We start from the raw sequence: 17,104 nt of genomic DNA, 5'->3' as shown, positions 1-17,104 counted from the left end.
ATCAAGTCTCTTGTTTCTAGCTTCTTTTTTCTTGTTTCTAGCTTAACATTTCTTTCCCCAAACCGATGATTACCGACGAAAACAACCATGTAAGAAGAGTACTTATTACCGAGGAAGCCATGGAGGTGATTGACAGCCTCAGAAAGCGCTTTGGAACGGATTTGATGTTCCACCAAAGCGGTGGTTGCTGCGATGGTTCCTCCCCCATGTGCTTCGAAAAAGGAGATTTCAAAGTGGGCAGCAATGACATTTGGATGGGAAAGGTTTATGGCTGTGATTTTTTCATGAATGAGGATCAATTTGAATATTGGAAACATACCCAGCTTACCCTAGATGTGACGCCTGGCCGGGGAAGCAGCTTTTCATTGGAGATTCCTATGGGGATAAGATTCATGATCCGGTCAAGGCTTTTTACTATGGAGGAACTGGACAAGCTCATCCCCACTAAATCAGGTGAAGAATACCTTCAAGAGGAATTGGAAAATTAGGCCCCTACCCATCTACCTTTTGATTTCATTTTTTGACTATATTGATAGCAAATCCCAATTGCTATGAAGAAAATTATCCTTTTACTGTTCGTTCTTTTTATACTCTATTGGCTGGGGACCATGACTGTGCCAAAAATGATCGAAAGAAGCAGTAATCCTGTAAAAGAACAAGCGCCCTACGATGTTTCCGAACAGGCCATGCAGCTGTACCTATCCTTAGACTTTGTTGCAGATTTACATTGTGATGCACTCTTATGGGGCAGAAACCTGACGCAAAAGGCTGATTTTGGGCATGTAGATTTCCCTAGAATGCAGGAAGCCAATGTGGCCATGCAGGTCTTCACCATTGTTTCCAAATCCCCAAGAGGGCAAAACATGGACTTCAACCGGGCAGATACCCAAGACAACATCACCTTGCTGAATATTGTGCAGGGAAGACCTGTTTCCAATTGGTTCAGTCTCATTAACCGTACCCTTTATCAATCTGCGAAGCTTCAGGAGTTTGCCGATGAATACGGAAAAGACTTTATTTTTATCAAATCTAAAGCAGACCTGGAAAGACTGATTGAATCCAGAAAAACAAACAAGAATGTCATTGGCGGTTTATTGGGCATAGAAGGGGCCCATGCATTGGAAGGAAATATGCAAAACCTTGAAAGAGTTTATGAGGCAGGAGTAAGGTTGATAGGGCCAGTACATTTTTTTGACAATGAATTGGGAGGTTCTGCCCACGGGGAAAGCGGGGAAGGGTTGACTGAATTCGGGAAAGCGGTCATCAAGAGAATGAACGAACTCAATATGATCATTGACCTTGCCCATGTTTCACCTAAAATGTTTGATGATATCCTGGAAGTTTCAGAAAAACCGGTCATGGTTTCTCATACAGGAATAAGAGCGGTTTTAAACTCTCCCAGAAACTTAAGCGATGATCAAATCAGGAGATTGGCAGAAAAAGGTGCCATTATAGGTATTGCCTTTTTTGATATGGCAGTGGGCCCCGATGAAATCAAAGGAATTGTAGCCAGTATAAAAAGGGTGAAAAACCTGGTGGGCGTACAGCATGTGGCTTTGGGTTCTGATTATGATGGCAGTGTAGCCGTTCCTTTTGATATAACTGGATTACCGATAATTGTGGAGGCTTTGCTTCAAGAAGGATTTACAGAAGCTGAAATCAGGGCCATCATGGGAGAAAATGTCAAACGTTTTTTATTGGAAAACCTTTGATTTATGGAACATTATGAGGGCAAACTTCATCAGGAGATACGTTTCCTAAGAAATTCCCAAAACTACCTTAGAGAGTTTGTATATGGAGGCATTGACGGCGCAGTTACTACTTTCGCTGTTGTTGCAGGCGCTGTTGGAGCCAGTTTGGACATATCCATTATCATTATTTTGGGTTTTGCTAATCTACTCGCTGATGGTTTTTCCATGTCGGTAGGCGCCTATTTGTCTGCCAAATCTGAAAAGGAAAACTACCTCAAGCACCGGGATATTGAATACTGGGAGGTAGACAATATCCCTGAAAAAGAGCGGGAGGAAATTGTGGAAATTTACCGGGCCAAAGGTTTTGAAGGCCGACTATTGGAACAAGTGGTGGATGTAATTGTCTCCGACCGGGACCGATGGGTCAATGAAATGATGAAAGACGAACTGGAAATGATCCCAGAGTCCAAAAGTCCGTTCAAAATTGGTTTGGCTACTTTGGTCTCATTTATATTTGTTGGGTTTATCCCTCTTTTGGTTTATGTATATGATTATTTCAGGGAAACCACTTTTGACCTCTTTTTATGGACCAGTATTTTTACAGGGGTTGCCTTCTTGTTTGTGGGTTGGCTTAAAAGCTTCGTAAATCAAACGAATACATTAAAAAGTATTCTGGAAACCCTGATCTTAGGTTTTGTTGCTGCTTTGGTCGCCTATTATGTCGGGGATTTTCTTGAAACGCTGATTATGAATGGAAAACTTTAAATCTATCCATGGATGAAGACCGGGTGACTTTTGGGAATTCATCTGTTTTCTTCAGGAAAAAACCTCCGATTCATAAAGTTGGATATTCCTTTCACTTTTCTTTCTGGTTTTGAAAGATTGCTCCTTTACATACACGTGAACATTTTCCTCTTTAAGTTCCAACATTTCATCGTATGGGCCGCGCAGCGAAATTACTTTGACAAAAATCGGTGCCGTCTCCAAGGCAATAAACAGTAAAAGAATAAAGACATTGGCCAATTTGATGGCCTCACTTTCCTGGGTCAAAATATGAAGGGCATCCAATCTGGCAGCCAAACCATCAAAATTTTCAATCTGTGGGGCCCTTTTGGCAAATTCAGTTTCCTTTAACAGCATCAACCTCCTGATTTCAGCATCCAGAGTGTCCAGTTTTGTCTGATTGACAGCCCTGATTTCAGTCAGTTCCTTTTGAGCAGCATCAAGTTGCTGCTCCTTTTTTCTGGCATTGCTTCCCAATCCCACTATGCCACTTGTCCCATCCGTTTTGGTGCCGAATCTTTCGAAATCATACTCCTGCTGCAATTTATCCCTAAATGCTATTACCTTTTCTGTTTCAGATTTGATACTGTCCTTCTTTAGTTCCAAAGCTTGAATCTCCGGAAAAACTTCCTGAATGGCCTTCTTACTTTGAGCCATCATGTCAATTTTTTTCTCATCCAGCTTACGGTTGATCTCCTTTTCGAAAATCTTCAATTCCAAAGGTCTTGAAATGACAATTGCCAAGAGTACCGCAAAGACCAACCTCGGAAATGCCATTTTCCATTCACTCCAGGCATTGTTTCTTTTCCTCATGCTGGACACGATAAATCTGTCCAGATTAAAAATCATCAGCCCCCATAAAAAGCCAAAAAACATGGCCAAAACCATAGAATCAAATACCGTATAAAGTGCATATCCGGCAGCCAAAGCAGCAAAAATCCCTGTAAAGAAAACTGTACCTCCAATTGCAACATACTTATTTGTCTCAGTAGGCAATCTTTTTAACAATGGTCCATGGGCACCGGAACAAAACCAGAAGAAATGGGTGACTTTTTGGAATGACATAAATTTCATTTTTCAAAACAACTACTTTCAAAAAACGAACTAGAAAACCCAAATAATTTAAAATCCAAACAAAAATCTTTGCTCAGACCATCAAAACCTTTCAGTAGAAGAGCATTGCAGGTTTTAATTCAGAAATCGTGTATCATATTAATTTGAATACGCCTAATTTCTAATGAGTTGACGTCGGATAAAAGCCTTTAAAAACGGACATAATGTGTACGGTTTTGAAGCAGCACTTTTTTGATCTACCTTTATAAAAAACAGTCAGCATGCATAAAGCAAACATCATTAATCTGGGCATTCAGATAGTTCCCAAAAGCAAAACCTTGGATACCTATGCCCTGGTGGACAAAGCCATAGAAGTGATCCAACAATCAGGAGTCAAGCATGTGGTAACCCCATTTGAAACCGTCATGGAAGGAACACAGGAAGAATTGATGACCATCGCCCAAAAGGCTCAGCAGGCGGTATTGGATGCAGGAGCAGACGAAGTTTTGATATATTACCGCTTGCATATCAGAAATGGTGGAGATGTGACCATGGGTGAAAAAACAGATAAGTTTACCTATTAGAAAATTATTTAACCCTAGCGTTAAACAAAGCGGCAAATAATCTCGGTACTTTTTTAGCTAAATGCACTTCGTTCCATACCAAAAGTCTATTTTTTGAAATTAATTTGTCAAAAGATGTGACTTTATCAGTTAAAATGTGTCTAAACTTAAATGACTACAAAAGAAAAGTTAAAAAGTTTAACTGATGAAGAACTGGCATTGGAAATGGCCAAATCTCTTGACATCCTTTTTTTTGAAGAAATATACAACCGATATGAAAGCTTGGTCTATACCAAATGCTTAAGCTTCATCAAATCAAAGATTATTGCGCAGGATATTGCACATGATATTTTTTTAAAGCTTTATGTCAGCATAGGGAAGTTTGAGGGGAGGTCTAAATTTTCCACTTGGCTTTACAGCCTGACTTACAATCATTGTGTAAACTACATCAATAGAGACAAAGACGCCAAAATGATGCGAAATGCCATCGATTCAGATGATTTGCTGAATCTTCAAAGCACTGAAGACGAACTGCAAATACAAGCATTGGAGGTAGAAAAACTTAAAGCTGCATTGGAGCAGATTGACCCGGAGGATAAAATGATTCTACTGCTCAAGTATCAGGATGATGCCAGTATCAAAGACCTGGAAAAAATCTATGAGATCGGTACCAGTGCCGTGAAGATGAGGCTGAGTAGGGCAAAAAGTAAATTAATGAAAGCTTATAAAACTGTTCGGATATGAGTAGCGAGAATCCTTTTAAATTATTAGACCAGAAACTGGAAGCAGCGCCTCCTGAACTCCGTGAGAAAGTGATGGCGGATGTATCCAAAGCCAAATTGATTTTGGAACTAGCAAGCCTTTTTGGAGATGCCATACCAGCTTCAATTAACGACCTATTTATCAACAAAAAAAACTAAAAGATATGCAAACAGTAACTGATTGGACAGAAGTCACCCTAAATGCCTTTTTGAAAATAGGAGAACAATTGAGCTCCAACTTATTAAATGTCTTAGGTGCTGTAATCATCTTGGTATTGGGTTGGTTGATCACCAAGCTGATCACATTTATTTTGGGCAAAGTCCTTGAAAAATCAAAGATTGACGGACTCTCCAAAAAACTTAATGAGAGCAAGTCATTTGGGAATTCAAAAATTGAATTTGATTTATCCAAAGTCATACTTGCTTTTGTCAAGTGGCTCTTGTACCTGGTGTTTTTGACAGTGGCAGCTGATATTCTGAACTGGACGGTCATTTCAAATGAAATCACCAATCTTTTGGCTTATTTGCCCAGGTTGTTCAGTGCTCTAGCCCTTTTGATCATTGGCTTGTATATAGCCAATTTTATTAAAAAAGCCATCAAGGGTTTTTTGGAAGCTATCGCGTTTTCCGGAGCAGGGCTGGTCAGCAGCATTATATTTTTTATCATAGCCGTCATCTTTATCCTCACAGCACTCAATCAGGCAGGAATTGATATCAGTGTGATTACCGGTAACCTGATCATTATCGTAGGGGGTGTTGTATTGACCCTTGTGATATCCATAGGAGTGGGGTCCATTGAGCTGGTTCAAAAGTCCCTTTATACCTATTATGTGAGAAGAAACTATTCCACAGGTGACCATGTGACTTTTAAAAACAAAAAAGGTACAATTCTATCTATAGGGAACTTGACTGTGGTGATTGCATCAGAAGAAGGAGAACTCCACATTCCTATTAAAGATTTTGCAAATGAAGTAACGATAAGAACCAAATAATTTATGAAAAATAACAAAGATTCAAATAAGGAGCAATTAGGTGATTTTGATGCTGTAAATGCACCTAAAGAGAATAGAGTAAAAAAGTTTTTTCTCAATAATAAACTAGTCATTTTGCTTTTGATCTTGCTGGTATTTGTATTTGCTTGGGGGCAAATCAAACTCCATAACGCCACCAAAGAGACAGATAAAAAGATTGAAGAGATCAATGTTTCTTACAGCCTTAAATTTGACAGCCTTCAACTGGCTTCTAAAGAAAGAATGTCCAAAGTTTTCTCTTGGTCTGTGCGCAGTGAATTGATTCGGGAAAATGTCGAACAAGTGGCTGTCCTGATCAATAATTATGTTCAGGAAGAGGGTGTTAAGAATGTAAAACTCATCAATCCAACTTCTCAAATGGTAGTGCTCTCTACCAATAAGAGAGATGAAAATAGGGCATTTGAGTTTCCTGAACTGCTCAATTTAAATCAATTGGAGGTTCAACAGACAGAGGAAACCTTGATGCATTTGATCCCTATCATGGGACTCAACCAACGGATGGCCATTTTAGTAGTGGAATATATTTCCGAAAAAAATGTGACCAAATAAATAATTCCGTGTCTAATAGGTATAAAGCAAAAAATATGAAAACGAACAAAATCATCCAGCTATCGGTATTTGTATTACTTCTATTCACCCTAGGGGCTTGTAGTAAAAAATACACTTTCCCAGTTTCTACAGTAACCCCGTCTGCAGATGGGGTAGTCAAAGTCAAAAAACAAAAAGGCGGAATTTATTCCTTTGAAACTGCAGTGGAAAATTTGGCAAATCCATCAAGGCTTACTCCTCCCAAAGCCCATTATATAGTATGGGTTCAAAATGAGGAAGGGCAGTATCAAAATTTGGGAGAGTTAGAACTTTCCCGAAGAAATAAGGCCAAATTAGAAGGGGCTTTGACCTATAAGCCAGTTTATTTCATCATTACTGCCGAAGACGTCAAAAATGCCAATTGGCCAAATCTTCAACAGACCATTTTCAAGAGTGAGCGGTTAAGATTGAGGTAAGTCGATTCTTTTAAACAGTGAAATAGTTTTTATCAAATAATAACTAATTAAACGGCTGAATGAAAGAGGCTTTGTTCTTCTTTCATTCAGTCAAATAAGTATGACTAGAAATTAGAGGACAATATAAAAATCCATGTTGTGTAGACTCTTAAGTTTTGATCTGCTAAAACACTCAAGGTTAACGAAGTGAAGCCAAACAAATTAACTGTGATCTAAAGCAATAAAAGTATCTGGATCAATGCGGATTAAGAAAACAAGCAATCCCCATAGAGTCATTTAGTGGTCAATTAATTCAAGTTCCTGTATGATATTACCTATATTGAAGTAAAAATAAGTTCCAAACTCTTTGAGGTTTCAATTAGGCCCCGATAGCGATGGTAAACAAATATCACAGAATATTTTATAAATCAAATGAACCCTAAATATTGAGTGATTCACCACTTAACCCTACTTCCATTTTATGATTATGAAAACAAAATCTACTAAATATCTACTACTTATTTACCTATCTGTCTTGCCCATTTTGAGCTTTGGGCAAATCAAATCAATTTACTACAACGTAGTCAGTAACGAATTGAATAACAGCAACCCAATCCCCTCTGAAGAACCATTCTTTGTGAAAGGAAGGCTCCCTGTAGGTATTGAAATGGTCAAAGTGTCTGTTAATCGGGCTGGAAAAAATGAAAACCGGGCGGTTTTTTATGAATGGAAAAGGGCCTTCGATTTTGAGGTCAGTGAGTATGAACTCTTTGTTTCCAATCCACTCCGGAATAATGACCGTTATGATATGGAGTTCTTTTTTTACGGAAGGGCAGATGAGCAACAGATGGAAAAGGTAATCGGGGCTATTCACCGTAACCTTGACGCTTATATCCGGGCAAATATGGAAGTCAAAAGCAGTGGCATCAAAACCAACCATTCTGACCCGGTACTTTTATCCCAAATGAATCAAATTGTCAATGATGGACTTCAGGACTACAGACACTTTCTGGGACGGGATTTTCAGGGATTCAGTGAAGTAGTCCGGCAAAAATTAGATCAAAAAAATCGCTTAAAACTAAGAAGGGCCAGGTTCAATGTCTTAGGACGAAATAGAGAGGACAATGCAAGAGCGGCCTATGCCGAGCAATACATTCAGGAGCTGATCCAATTGGTCCAAAATGAAAGCAGTCAATATTTGGATAAAAGCCTGCTTGCTTTGGTTGATATCCGTTCAATCTCAAACTATCCCACAGAAAAAAAACCAAACGCACTTCCACTAAATTTCGGTTATGCGACCATCCCTATAAAAAGAACACTCCCTTCAACCGAATATCTCCATGGTCCTTATGTGGGTTTATCCCTTCCCCTTGGGAATAGGGCCTTTACGAAATTCCTTGGCAATGCTTCTTTTTCTACCGGGATCTTTTTGACCAATTTTGAAAGCAGTCAAGGAGACCGTATCAGCGGGGAATTGATCGGGCTCCCCATCTATGCGGGGCTTGGGTATAAGATGTTCCAGGTATTCAGACTAAATGTAGGCGCTGTAATGCTGAATTTTGAAGAATCCAATAGTATGGGTAATTCAAGCACTTATATCCAGCCGTTTGCAGGAATCAGCCTCGAATTCAACCTTTGGCTAGGTCTAAAAGACAGGAGGTAAGGATGCGCAGGATTTTGATATTCATAGTGTTTTGCTCCATATTACATCCTGAACTGTTAGCTCAACAAAAAGACTTCAAATGGAGATTGGGGGCCAGTGGTGGTTATTCGAATTACTATGGTGACCTTAGTCCCCATACTGTAAGGGGATTTCCCAATTGGGAAGCCATTCATCATTTACTATATTTCAACGAAAATTATTTTGAAAGGCCTTCCTTCAAAGTCAGCCTTGAGCGGCAGTTAAGCCCTACCATTGGACTAATGCTCAGCTATGGCCAATATCAATTCGCCATGAATGACCGGTACGTGAGAAAGGATGGGACAATTTGGACATCCGCTCCCAACTTTTCCCGGGGACTGAATTTTCAAAATAATACCCGGGATCTTGGACTGTCTTTCGTGTTTAAAACGGATAATGACCGCTTGCTGCCTTCCAGGTCCTTGATTGCGCCTTATTTTACGATAGGTTTTGGTGTTCTGGATTTTCAGGTGAGAGGGGACCTTTTGGACGATCAGGGGCAATGGTATGACCACCGCTCCAATGAAATTATTCACAATGGCATCTTTGAAACAGATCTACATGCATTGGTGACAGAAGAAGGCTATGATTTATGGTCTTTTTATACCAATCTGGGGCTGGGTTTTAGGATTAAATTAGGCCCTAGAATAGAATTCTTTGCCCAATCAGACCTGATTTACAGTTTCACAGATCACTTAGATGATGTCAGTGGAAAGTACCGGACCTCCTATGACAATGAATTTCAGGCCTACGCTTCCAGACCGGGCACCAACCCCATTGATCCGGAAAAACCTTACCGGGGAAACCCCAATCTAAGGAATGACTGGATCCTGTACCATGGCATAGGCATCCGATTCAATTTTGGCGCCAGCAAAAAAGCTTTCAAGGCTCCAAGACTGAGCACTTCGCCACTTCAAAGTTCCGATACAAACCGGCTGACTTTTCCCTCAACTTCAAGTGATCGTGTGGCCATAGACCAGAAAGAATCCATTAGCTTGGAGAAACGCTTGGAGAGGTTAGAAAGAGAACAAGTCAGATTAAATTGGAAAACAGATAGCATTTCCTACCATGCGCAAGTATTGGCCTGGGAATCGGAAATACATCAAAGGGAAAACAAGCTCAGGGGCATTGAGGATAGGCGAAAGACCTTACTGAATATTTCCCAAAATTTCCAATCCCAAATGGATGACTTATTGGCCAATGAGCGATTGGATAGTCATTTAAAAGATTCCCTGCTTAGGGAATACCGGCGCAGTGATTATAACCTGCGCTATAGTCTGGACTCCATCAGCAGAAGAGAAATGGAATTCAAAACTGAAATTGACAGCATTGGCAGATTGAAATCCAATTATCATGTGCTGACAGGTCAATTTTTTGCGGCGGATAAAGATTCCCTGCTATATGGATATGATCCTCGTGGAATAATAGGCCAAGACCAAACCAGAGCAAAAATAGAAGTAATTGAAGAGCAGTCCAGCGTACCAACCCAAGAAAGAAGGGAAGCTTCCCAAATGCAAAGAAGTGCAACCGAGCCAAGGGAGGAAAGGCGAACTGATGCGGGCTTACAAAGGGAAGATAGCAATACGGAAGCATTGAGAAGATTACAACAAGAAAACCAATACCTGCGGTATCAAAGGGACCAGCTCCTATTGAGCCAATCCTCACAAGGACAAGGCCGAGCTAGAAATAATAGTGGGAGAGATAGGGTAATTGTCCAAGACAATAGGAGAAGAACTGATCGGGTAGTGGTGGAAACCCAAGATCAAAGAAGAAGACGGTGGTGGCCTTTTGGTGTTGCCGGCGGTGCAGTCGTAGCAGCAGCCATTTTGGATAATGACCAAGATTCCAGTCCTGAAATTTTGCATGACACCGTATTTGTGGATAAAGCCATTATGGATTGGAAAATTCCGGACAGCTATTCTCTTGACACCTTCTTGGCAGATAGTCTGGGTAGAATCGATTTGGACGCTATTTTTATAGGCAGCTCAGTGGATACGCTTGCACAAACTGAAAGTAATATAGAAAAAGCAGTCGAAATCCCAGCAGATCCCTTGATTTTGGGAAGACCTGGAGGCATTCAGTTATTACCTTCTAAAATAATGGTCTTTTTCCAAGTCAACCAAAGAGAACCTGATGAGGTCGAACTCAAGAAATTAGCAAGCTTGGTGGATTTTGTAAAAGAAAATGAGGGTTTTCAAATCGTACTTTCCGGCTTTGCAGACAATACCGGAAACATCAACTACAATCTTAAATTGGCTGATGGCCGCATGCAGGCAGTAGGCAAAGCCTTAGTGGAAAACTATGGACTTGAACCTTCCCAAATTCGCTTTGAACCGGGCGGACAAGTAATCCGTGGAACCCAAAGGGTTTCCAATGACCAGGACCGAAGGGTGGAAGCCAGGGTGGAAAGTCAAGAATAGTCCTTACTTAAACCCGAATTATGCGTTAGGGTTCTTAGTAGCCTGTCCCGATATCGGGAAGAGGTCAAAACACAAAAGAATCAATATGCTTCCAGTGTCTTGAACGGGTTTATTTTACAATTTCACAAATGCTACTTTAAAATAGAATAAAGAGGAATCTTAAAGCCTAATTCCATTAACCAACCATTCAGAGAGCCAGAGGAGTTAAAATCTATAGGCTCACCGTTGGTTTGTCCACTGAAGTTGACCAAACCCACCGCAGGACTGCCAAAATTCCTTGAAAAATTCCAAGTCAACATACAGGAATTAAATAGGGGTATTTCCGAAAATATTCCCGCATTATAAAAAATTTGACCTTTTGATTCTTGCTCCAATGGAGTCACTCTTACAAAAAAATCTGACTGCTGTGGATTGCCTGAGAATTGCCCAAAAGATGACATACTCAAATAATGTGTATTTAATGTATAAAGTGCTGCACCTGATACTCCTACGCGTAACCTATTTTTTTGACCAATATCATAATGATACCTAAGCCTAATAGGAATTGCATCGAGAACATAACTGGTTGAAACATGCCTTAACCTGTTTCCACTTGAAAAATCATTTCTTGTATAAGCCCCCATTCTGACATAACCTGTTTCCAAACTTAATGAGTTAAAAGTATATCCTGCCAATAATTGATTGCCCCCGTAAATGTTAGAGAATTCCAAATTCGGGATTCTTTCCGATTTCGGACGGAAGCGAAAAAATCCTGTTACTGCCAAATACGGTCCATCACCCCAAGCAGTGCTTCTTCTTTCGGCTTTACGTTCCACCCTTTCTAAATCCCCCATTCTTTTTGTGGTCTTGGTTTTTCCTTTAAAATCAATACCATAACCTAGCATCAACCCTGTATAACTTCCCCTATTTTGAATAAAAGGAACCGGGTCTTGTTCTAAAAAACCAAACTCTCTTTTATTGAGCGTACCAAGTCCCTGATGGTGCCTAATTCCCAGAAGGAAATAGTTTTTATTGCTGGTGTAAAATTTCAATCCTGCCTCTATACCAATATTGCCAACTACTGTTTTATTTCTCTTAAATGAGTATATTCTATTGACTGTATCAATTTCTATCAATTCTGAATAACCAAAGGTTGAGACACCGAGAGAAGGTTGTATAAAAAAGGCATAGTTCTCCTTTTCCCAACTTTTCCTTAAACCGATCCGAAAATGTGGCACCAATATCCAATTATCTGTGAAACGAATTATCGTTTCACCAGTAGGGGTGGTTCTTGGTAAGTCATAACTGTAATTTAAACCCGCCAATTCCGACTGAAAAGTGAGCTGCCAATCATTTTTTAAGCCAAATAATAAATTACCTCCAAGATGGTTAGAAATATTATTTCTGAAATTCATACTTGGATCAGGGTCATTCTTAAGTTGTTGATGCTGAAGCTGCGGGCCTGTATAAATTTCAAACTTCAACCGGCTTTGAGCGACAGTTTCTAAAAAAATCAAGAAAAATAAACTATAGAGGATATATATTTTTTTCATAGCCCTAATAAATAGATAGTTAAAAGCCCATCAAATATAATTATTAATAGAAATTTTTGATTTAATTCTTTTAAATATATTCTAAACTGCTCGAAATAATTTAAGCTTTTACTCATATAAGCACCAATTTGCTATTTTTAAGTGACCACTAAAAAATGCTTGATTATCAACCTGAACTTTAAATAAGTCATTCCATTGAAGTATTTTTCTCCCATCTTGTAGCGGTTCAGATACTTTCAGCGTCTTATTAAAAAAAAATGACCATGAAAACCTTAGCCATCATCATCAAAGTATCTGGGGAAAAAGTATTGGGATTCCTATTCTTTTTAGTCACAGCTGTTAGTTGTCTTCCCAGTGAAAATCCACTTACCGGTCCGGTAGAACCCAATTTGAGAGCCCTCAGTGCCACAGAGGAAATTCTTTCACAATCAAGCACCCAATTTGCCATTGACATTTTTAAGCAGATCGGAAACAAGGAATCAGATAAAAACCTTTTTTTCAGCCCTTTCAGTATCCATCAGGCATTATCGATGACCATGAACGGAAACGAAGGGGATATCTTGGAGGAATTTAAAAATGTCTTAAGATACCAAGGACTTAGCCTGGATGAGGCCAACCAAGATTCCAAAGAACTGACCGATTTTTTATTACAATTGGATCCAAAAGTCAAATTGGCCATAGCCAATGCCATCTGGTACAAACAAGGTTATCAGGTGTATGCCCCATTCAAAGAAATTGCCCAAAGGTATTACCGGGCAGAGGTCTCTGCACTGGATATGGGCAACCCAAATTCCGTAAATGTGATCAATAACTGGATTGCACAGCAAACCAACAACCTGATCAGAGATATGCTTGACAATATCCCTGCCAATGCAGTGATGTATTTGGTCAATGCCATTTACTTCAAGGCAGAATGGACTTACAATTTCCCGAAAGCAAATACCAAAAAAGAAAACTTCTTCCCAAACAGTGGCCAAGAAGTGATGGTGGACATGATGGATCTTGGAAAAGCAGCTGGATTCAGATATTATGGCTCGATTGATTATGGTTATATAGAAATCCCTTACAGCTCAGGTCAATACAACATGGGTGTATTAATTGGACAAGATGGAAATACAGCAGCACTGGCTTCTTATTTGACTTTAGAAAACCTGGAAAAATGGAAACAAGATGCCAAGGATATCAATTTGATTTTGAAAATGCCCAAATTCAAAATTCAGTACAAAATACCCAATATGGCAGAAGACCTTATGGCTTTAGGACTGGAAAAACCATTTGATTTTCATCCTGATAATTTCACCAAACTATTTTCCAATCCCACAGACGCACTCAAAATCAGTAGGGTAATCCATGAGGCATTGATCGAAGTGGATGAGCAGGGCACTGAAGCAGCTGCAGCCACTATCGTAGAAATCGTGGAGAGGGTGAACATGGGGCCATCGGAACCTGCTGTTTTAACATTGGACCGGCCCTTTATCTTCTTTATCCAGGAAAAACACAGCGGTGCGATCTTATTTATGGGTAAATTGGAAAATCCTTTGGAAAACTAAAACAAAGAAAACTTCAGTTTGTCGGTCAATAATTCCAAAGCCATAATGGCTTTGACTGAATTTCCTTTTTCATTGAGTTCCGGACTCCAGACAGCAATACTGAATTTGTGGGGCATGACGGCGGCTACCCCTCCGCCGACGCCACTTTTTCCCGGAAGACCAACTCTGAACGCAAATTCGCCTGCTTCATCATAAAAACCGCAGGTCAACATCAGGGCATTGATTCTTCTGGCCATACTTTCCGTTACTATTTCTCTTTTGGCATAAATGGAATAGCCATCATTGGCCAAAAATGAAAAGGAACGGGCCAGGTCCACACAGCACATTTCCATGGCACAATGGGCCACATAAATTTTCAGGACATCTTCGACTTTATTGTCGAAGTTTTGGTAAGCTTTCAAAAAATATCCAAGTGCTGTATTCCTTTCTGAATGCTTCAATTCAGAATCCATGACTTCTTGGTTTATTTGAACACATTCCTTTCCTGAAATTTCATTGATGAATTTGCTGACTTCCTCAATAGGATTATCAAATTTTGAGGTCAAAGCATCGGTAATGACCAAGGCACCAGCATTAATAAATGGATTTCTGGGAATCCCATTCTCAAATTCCAATTGGGCGATGGAATTGAAAGGATTGCCACTGGGTTCTACATTCACCCTTGACCATAATTTACTTTTGAATACATGTGCCACCATGGCAAGTGTATGTACTTTGGAAATACTTTGTATGGAAAATGGGACTTGATAATCTCCGACCCCAAAAATATTCCCTTCCAAATCCACCAAAGCCATCCCAAATTGGTTCGGATCCACACTTGCCAATTCGGGTATGTAATCAGCCACTTTTCCACTTGGATTGGCTGATTTTACTTCATGGTAAACTTCTTCGATCAATTGCTGGTAGTCCATGTTCCCAAAGTGGGGATTTTTTGATTAAAAACAGAATGAATTGTTTATTTCATTAAAGTACTAATAGGTAATTTAAGCCCTACTTCAAAATTAAAACCGTTGAGGGTACCGGATTTAACAGACTCCACCTGCTGTTGATTGACTATTTCTTGAACATTTACCTGCCCAATTTCGGGACTTCCGAAGTTTTGAGAAAAATTAAAGGAAAGTAAACTGGAATTGAAGAATGGGATGTCAACGAAAGCACCAGCTTGATAAAACAACTTCCCACCGGAGTTTTGATCCGTCGGAACAGACCTTAAGGCAGGAACCCTTTCATCATTCACCATTACGGCCCCTCTTTGCGTTACATTCATCCTCACGGTGTTTAAAGTAACGAAAGTAGCAGCTGACAATCCCACCCTGAGTCGGTTGTTTGGGCCTACATCCAAATGATAACGTGCCCTTAGCGGTATGGCCCTAGTCCTTGGGTCATTCAAGCTGACCCATCCAAAGTTTTGAGATTCCACTTTCGTCTGACTCATCCAACTGGAATAACCGGTTTCAAAACTCCATTGGCCTGAGGTATACCCAACAAGAAAATGCGAAGCAGGTCTAAATCTGGTCATTCCTGGCGCATTACTTTCCACGAAATCAGACAGGGATCTCAGCAAGGTGCCGAAGATTACATAAGTGCCATCACCCCAGGCCGCTACACGCTTTTCAGCTTTACGCTCCTTTTTAGTAATTCTCCAATCTTCTCTATTCACATTCTTCCTACTCCTAAAATCTATTCCATATCCCAAAACAAGTCCGGTGTAGGTACCCCTTCGTTGGACTTGTGGCACAGGTGGTTCCATGCTATACGTAAACCAAGATTGCAGCATTCCGAATCCTTGATGATGCCTTAATCCGACCAGAAAATAATTATTGCTTGGAGTACTGAACTTCATCCCTACTTCGATAGATGCCGCTGGTACAACTTGAGTCATCAAATTGGCTATCGGAAAGTTGACTAAAGAATCTTGATGGTCAAATCCAAAACTACGCGATCGATTTATCCCCAAAGAGGGTTGAACATAAAGCGCATGCTCTCCCATTTCCCAGGTTCTTCTAAGACCTAAACTGAAATTACTGTAGGTAAAACCCCAATTAATTCGCTGCGGGTCTAATATATTTGTTGAACTGAAATGTTCAGGATGTTGTGTAAACCAAAAAGGGGAGGATGCATGCCAGGATTGCAGAACCATATGCCAGTAATTACTGATATTGTATGACAAGCCCAAGCCCAAATTCAGTCCTGTACGCGTAGCAAAATCGTAGGAAGGAGAAGGATCATTTAATAAGCTTTGATGGTGTTGCTGGGGAACAAAGTACATTTCAAGATTGATCCTGCTTTGGGCAACAGCATGGATCGAGCACGTCAACAAAAGTAAAATCATTGAAGGCAGTAATTTGTCCATCTTAGCTATTTTTTGAGAACGAATCATTTCATTAATCTAAAAATTTTCAACTAACTTTCCTAACAATGGAAGCATAAATGGCTTCATGGAAATCCTACCTGACTACAATGAGGCTATAACCGTAAAAAAAACAGGAAACAGATGATGCAGGTTTGGAAGATCTTCGCGATTACCATTGTCATGTCCTTATTTTACTTGACACTTATTTTATTTTCTTCTCTAGAATTCGACTCCCCTGGAGTCGGGATTCCCGAATATCAAAATTACCTTTCAATCCCGGGTTGCACCCGGGGCAAATACCCTTAAGGGATTAAACCCCTATCGGGGTTGTATTGTCACCATTTCAAGCAATTAACTTAATGAATCCCTTAAAACCTTAAATCCTTAATGGTTCACCCACTTGGCTCTTTTTCCCACCCTGCAGCCTGGCCCTGAGCTAAAAAGCTCTACAAGAGCTTTTCTTTACGCTCAGTCCCCCGTACATCCTGCCCCGTCGCTAAATCCCGATAGCTCGGGACCAAAGAGATCATTTTTTTACGCATGCCTTCCGAAATCCGACTTTCGAAATCTCCCTTTTAATTCAACTCCACACGGAGTTGGGAAGACCGAGAATACCATTCTCCATCCTTTCCCGGGCAGCTGCCCGGGGCAAATAACCTGCGGTATTGGACGCCTTCAGCGTCAAGAAACAGGAAAATATAGT

At 40.1% G+C, this 17,104-nt stretch carries 16 protein-coding genes; 12 read left to right on the top strand and 4 right to left on the bottom strand.

Annotation, left to right across the window (positions count from 1 at the left end; genetic code table 11):
• The first annotated feature begins 65 nt into the window (after window positions 1–65).
• The 3 genes from B879_RS17065 (at window position 66) to B879_RS17055 (ending at window position 2,456) form a co-directional block, all read left to right on the top strand.
• Complete coding sequence (locus B879_RS17065; protein WP_009186467.1) at window positions 66–488, top strand: DUF779 domain-containing protein; 423 nt, start codon at window positions 66–68, stop codon at window positions 486–488.
• Window positions 489–551: 63 nt separating this feature from the next.
• Window positions 552–1,712: a dipeptidase gene (locus B879_RS17060; protein WP_009186466.1), complete on the top strand. Its 1,161-nt coding sequence runs from the start codon at window positions 552–554 to the stop codon at window positions 1,710–1,712.
• Window positions 1,713–1,715: 3 nt separating this feature from the next.
• The gene (locus B879_RS17055) at window positions 1,716–2,456 is read left to right on the top strand and encodes a VIT1/CCC1 transporter family protein (protein ID WP_009186465.1); all 741 of its coding nucleotides are present in this window, start codon (window positions 1,716–1,718) and stop codon (window positions 2,454–2,456) included.
• 51 nt (window positions 2,457–2,507) lie between these two features.
• Here the strand turns inward: B879_RS17055 and B879_RS17050 are convergent, their stop codons facing one another.
• Window positions 2,508–3,539: a DUF4407 domain-containing protein gene (locus B879_RS17050; RefSeq protein ID WP_009186464.1), complete on the bottom strand. Its 1,032-nt coding sequence runs from the start codon at window positions 3,537–3,539 to the stop codon at window positions 2,508–2,510.
• A 269-nt stretch (window positions 3,540–3,808) separates the two neighbouring features.
• On the opposite strand from B879_RS17050, the gene B879_RS17045 reads away from it, so the two are divergent.
• The 8 genes from B879_RS17045 (at window position 3,809) to B879_RS17010 (ending at window position 10,966) form a co-directional block, all read left to right on the top strand.
• Window positions 3,809–4,111, top strand: a complete 303-nt coding sequence (locus tag B879_RS17045) for a thiamine-binding protein (RefSeq protein ID WP_009186463.1) — start codon at window positions 3,809–3,811, stop codon at window positions 4,109–4,111.
• A 150-nt stretch (window positions 4,112–4,261) separates the two neighbouring features.
• The gene (locus B879_RS17040; protein WP_009186462.1) at window positions 4,262–4,834 is read left to right on the top strand and encodes an RNA polymerase sigma factor; all 573 of its coding nucleotides are present in this window, start codon (window positions 4,262–4,264) and stop codon (window positions 4,832–4,834) included.
• Window positions 4,831–5,010 carry a hypothetical protein gene (locus B879_RS17035; protein WP_009186461.1) on the top strand — a complete coding sequence of 60 codons (180 nt, stop codon included), beginning with the start codon at window positions 4,831–4,833 and terminating at the stop codon, window positions 5,008–5,010. The genes B879_RS17040 and B879_RS17035 overlap by 4 nt, the downstream gene beginning before the upstream one ends.
• A gap of 5 nt (window positions 5,011–5,015) precedes the next feature.
• The gene (locus B879_RS17030) at window positions 5,016–5,843 is read left to right on the top strand and encodes a mechanosensitive ion channel family protein (protein WP_009186460.1); all 828 of its coding nucleotides are present in this window, start codon (window positions 5,016–5,018) and stop codon (window positions 5,841–5,843) included.
• A gap of 3 nt (window positions 5,844–5,846) precedes the next feature.
• Window positions 5,847–6,431 carry a hypothetical protein gene (locus B879_RS17025; protein WP_009186459.1) on the top strand — a complete coding sequence of 195 codons (585 nt, stop codon included), beginning with the start codon at window positions 5,847–5,849 and terminating at the stop codon, window positions 6,429–6,431.
• Window positions 6,432–6,466: 35 nt separating this feature from the next.
• A complete protein-coding gene (locus B879_RS17020) occupies window positions 6,467–6,886 on the top strand; it encodes a hypothetical protein (RefSeq protein WP_051012709.1) in 420 nt (139 codons plus the stop codon).
• A 466-nt stretch (window positions 6,887–7,352) separates the two neighbouring features.
• A complete protein-coding gene (locus B879_RS17015; protein WP_051012707.1) occupies window positions 7,353–8,528 on the top strand; it encodes a hypothetical protein in 1,176 nt (391 codons plus the stop codon).
• The gene (locus B879_RS17010; RefSeq protein ID WP_157231670.1) at window positions 8,501–10,966 is read left to right on the top strand and encodes an OmpA family protein; all 2,466 of its coding nucleotides are present in this window, start codon (window positions 8,501–8,503) and stop codon (window positions 10,964–10,966) included. Before B879_RS17015 ends, B879_RS17010 begins: the two co-directional genes overlap by 28 nt.
• Before the next feature lie 131 nt (window positions 10,967–11,097).
• Here the strand turns inward: B879_RS17010 and B879_RS17005 are convergent, their stop codons facing one another.
• A complete protein-coding gene (locus tag B879_RS17005) occupies window positions 11,098–12,498 on the bottom strand; it encodes a hypothetical protein (RefSeq protein WP_009186455.1) in 1,401 nt (466 codons plus the stop codon).
• A 263-nt stretch (window positions 12,499–12,761) separates the two neighbouring features.
• Between B879_RS17005 and B879_RS17000 the strand changes: the two genes are divergently transcribed.
• Entirely contained in the window at window positions 12,762–14,048 is a 1,287-nt protein-coding gene (locus tag B879_RS17000; protein ID WP_009186453.1) for a serpin family protein, read from the top strand.
• On the opposite strand, the gene B879_RS16995 is transcribed toward B879_RS17000, so the two are convergent.
• Both B879_RS16995 and B879_RS16990 read right to left on the bottom strand, forming a co-directional pair.
• Entirely contained in the window at window positions 14,045–14,959 is a 915-nt protein-coding gene (locus B879_RS16995) for a glutaminase (protein WP_009186452.1), read from the bottom strand. The genes B879_RS17000 and B879_RS16995 overlap by 4 nt on opposite strands.
• A gap of 44 nt (window positions 14,960–15,003) precedes the next feature.
• Window positions 15,004–16,401: a hypothetical protein gene (locus tag B879_RS16990; RefSeq protein ID WP_009186451.1), complete on the bottom strand. Its 1,398-nt coding sequence runs from the start codon at window positions 16,399–16,401 to the stop codon at window positions 15,004–15,006.
• Window positions 16,402–17,104 lie beyond the last annotated feature (703 nt).

The organism is Cecembia lonarensis LW9, from assembly GCF_000298295.1.
Taxonomy (GTDB): Bacteria; Bacteroidota; Bacteroidia; order Cytophagales; family Cyclobacteriaceae; genus Cecembia; species Cecembia lonarensis.
The sequence above is the reverse complement of the archived record's forward strand: the minus strand, read 5'-3'. Positions and strand labels throughout refer to the sequence as shown.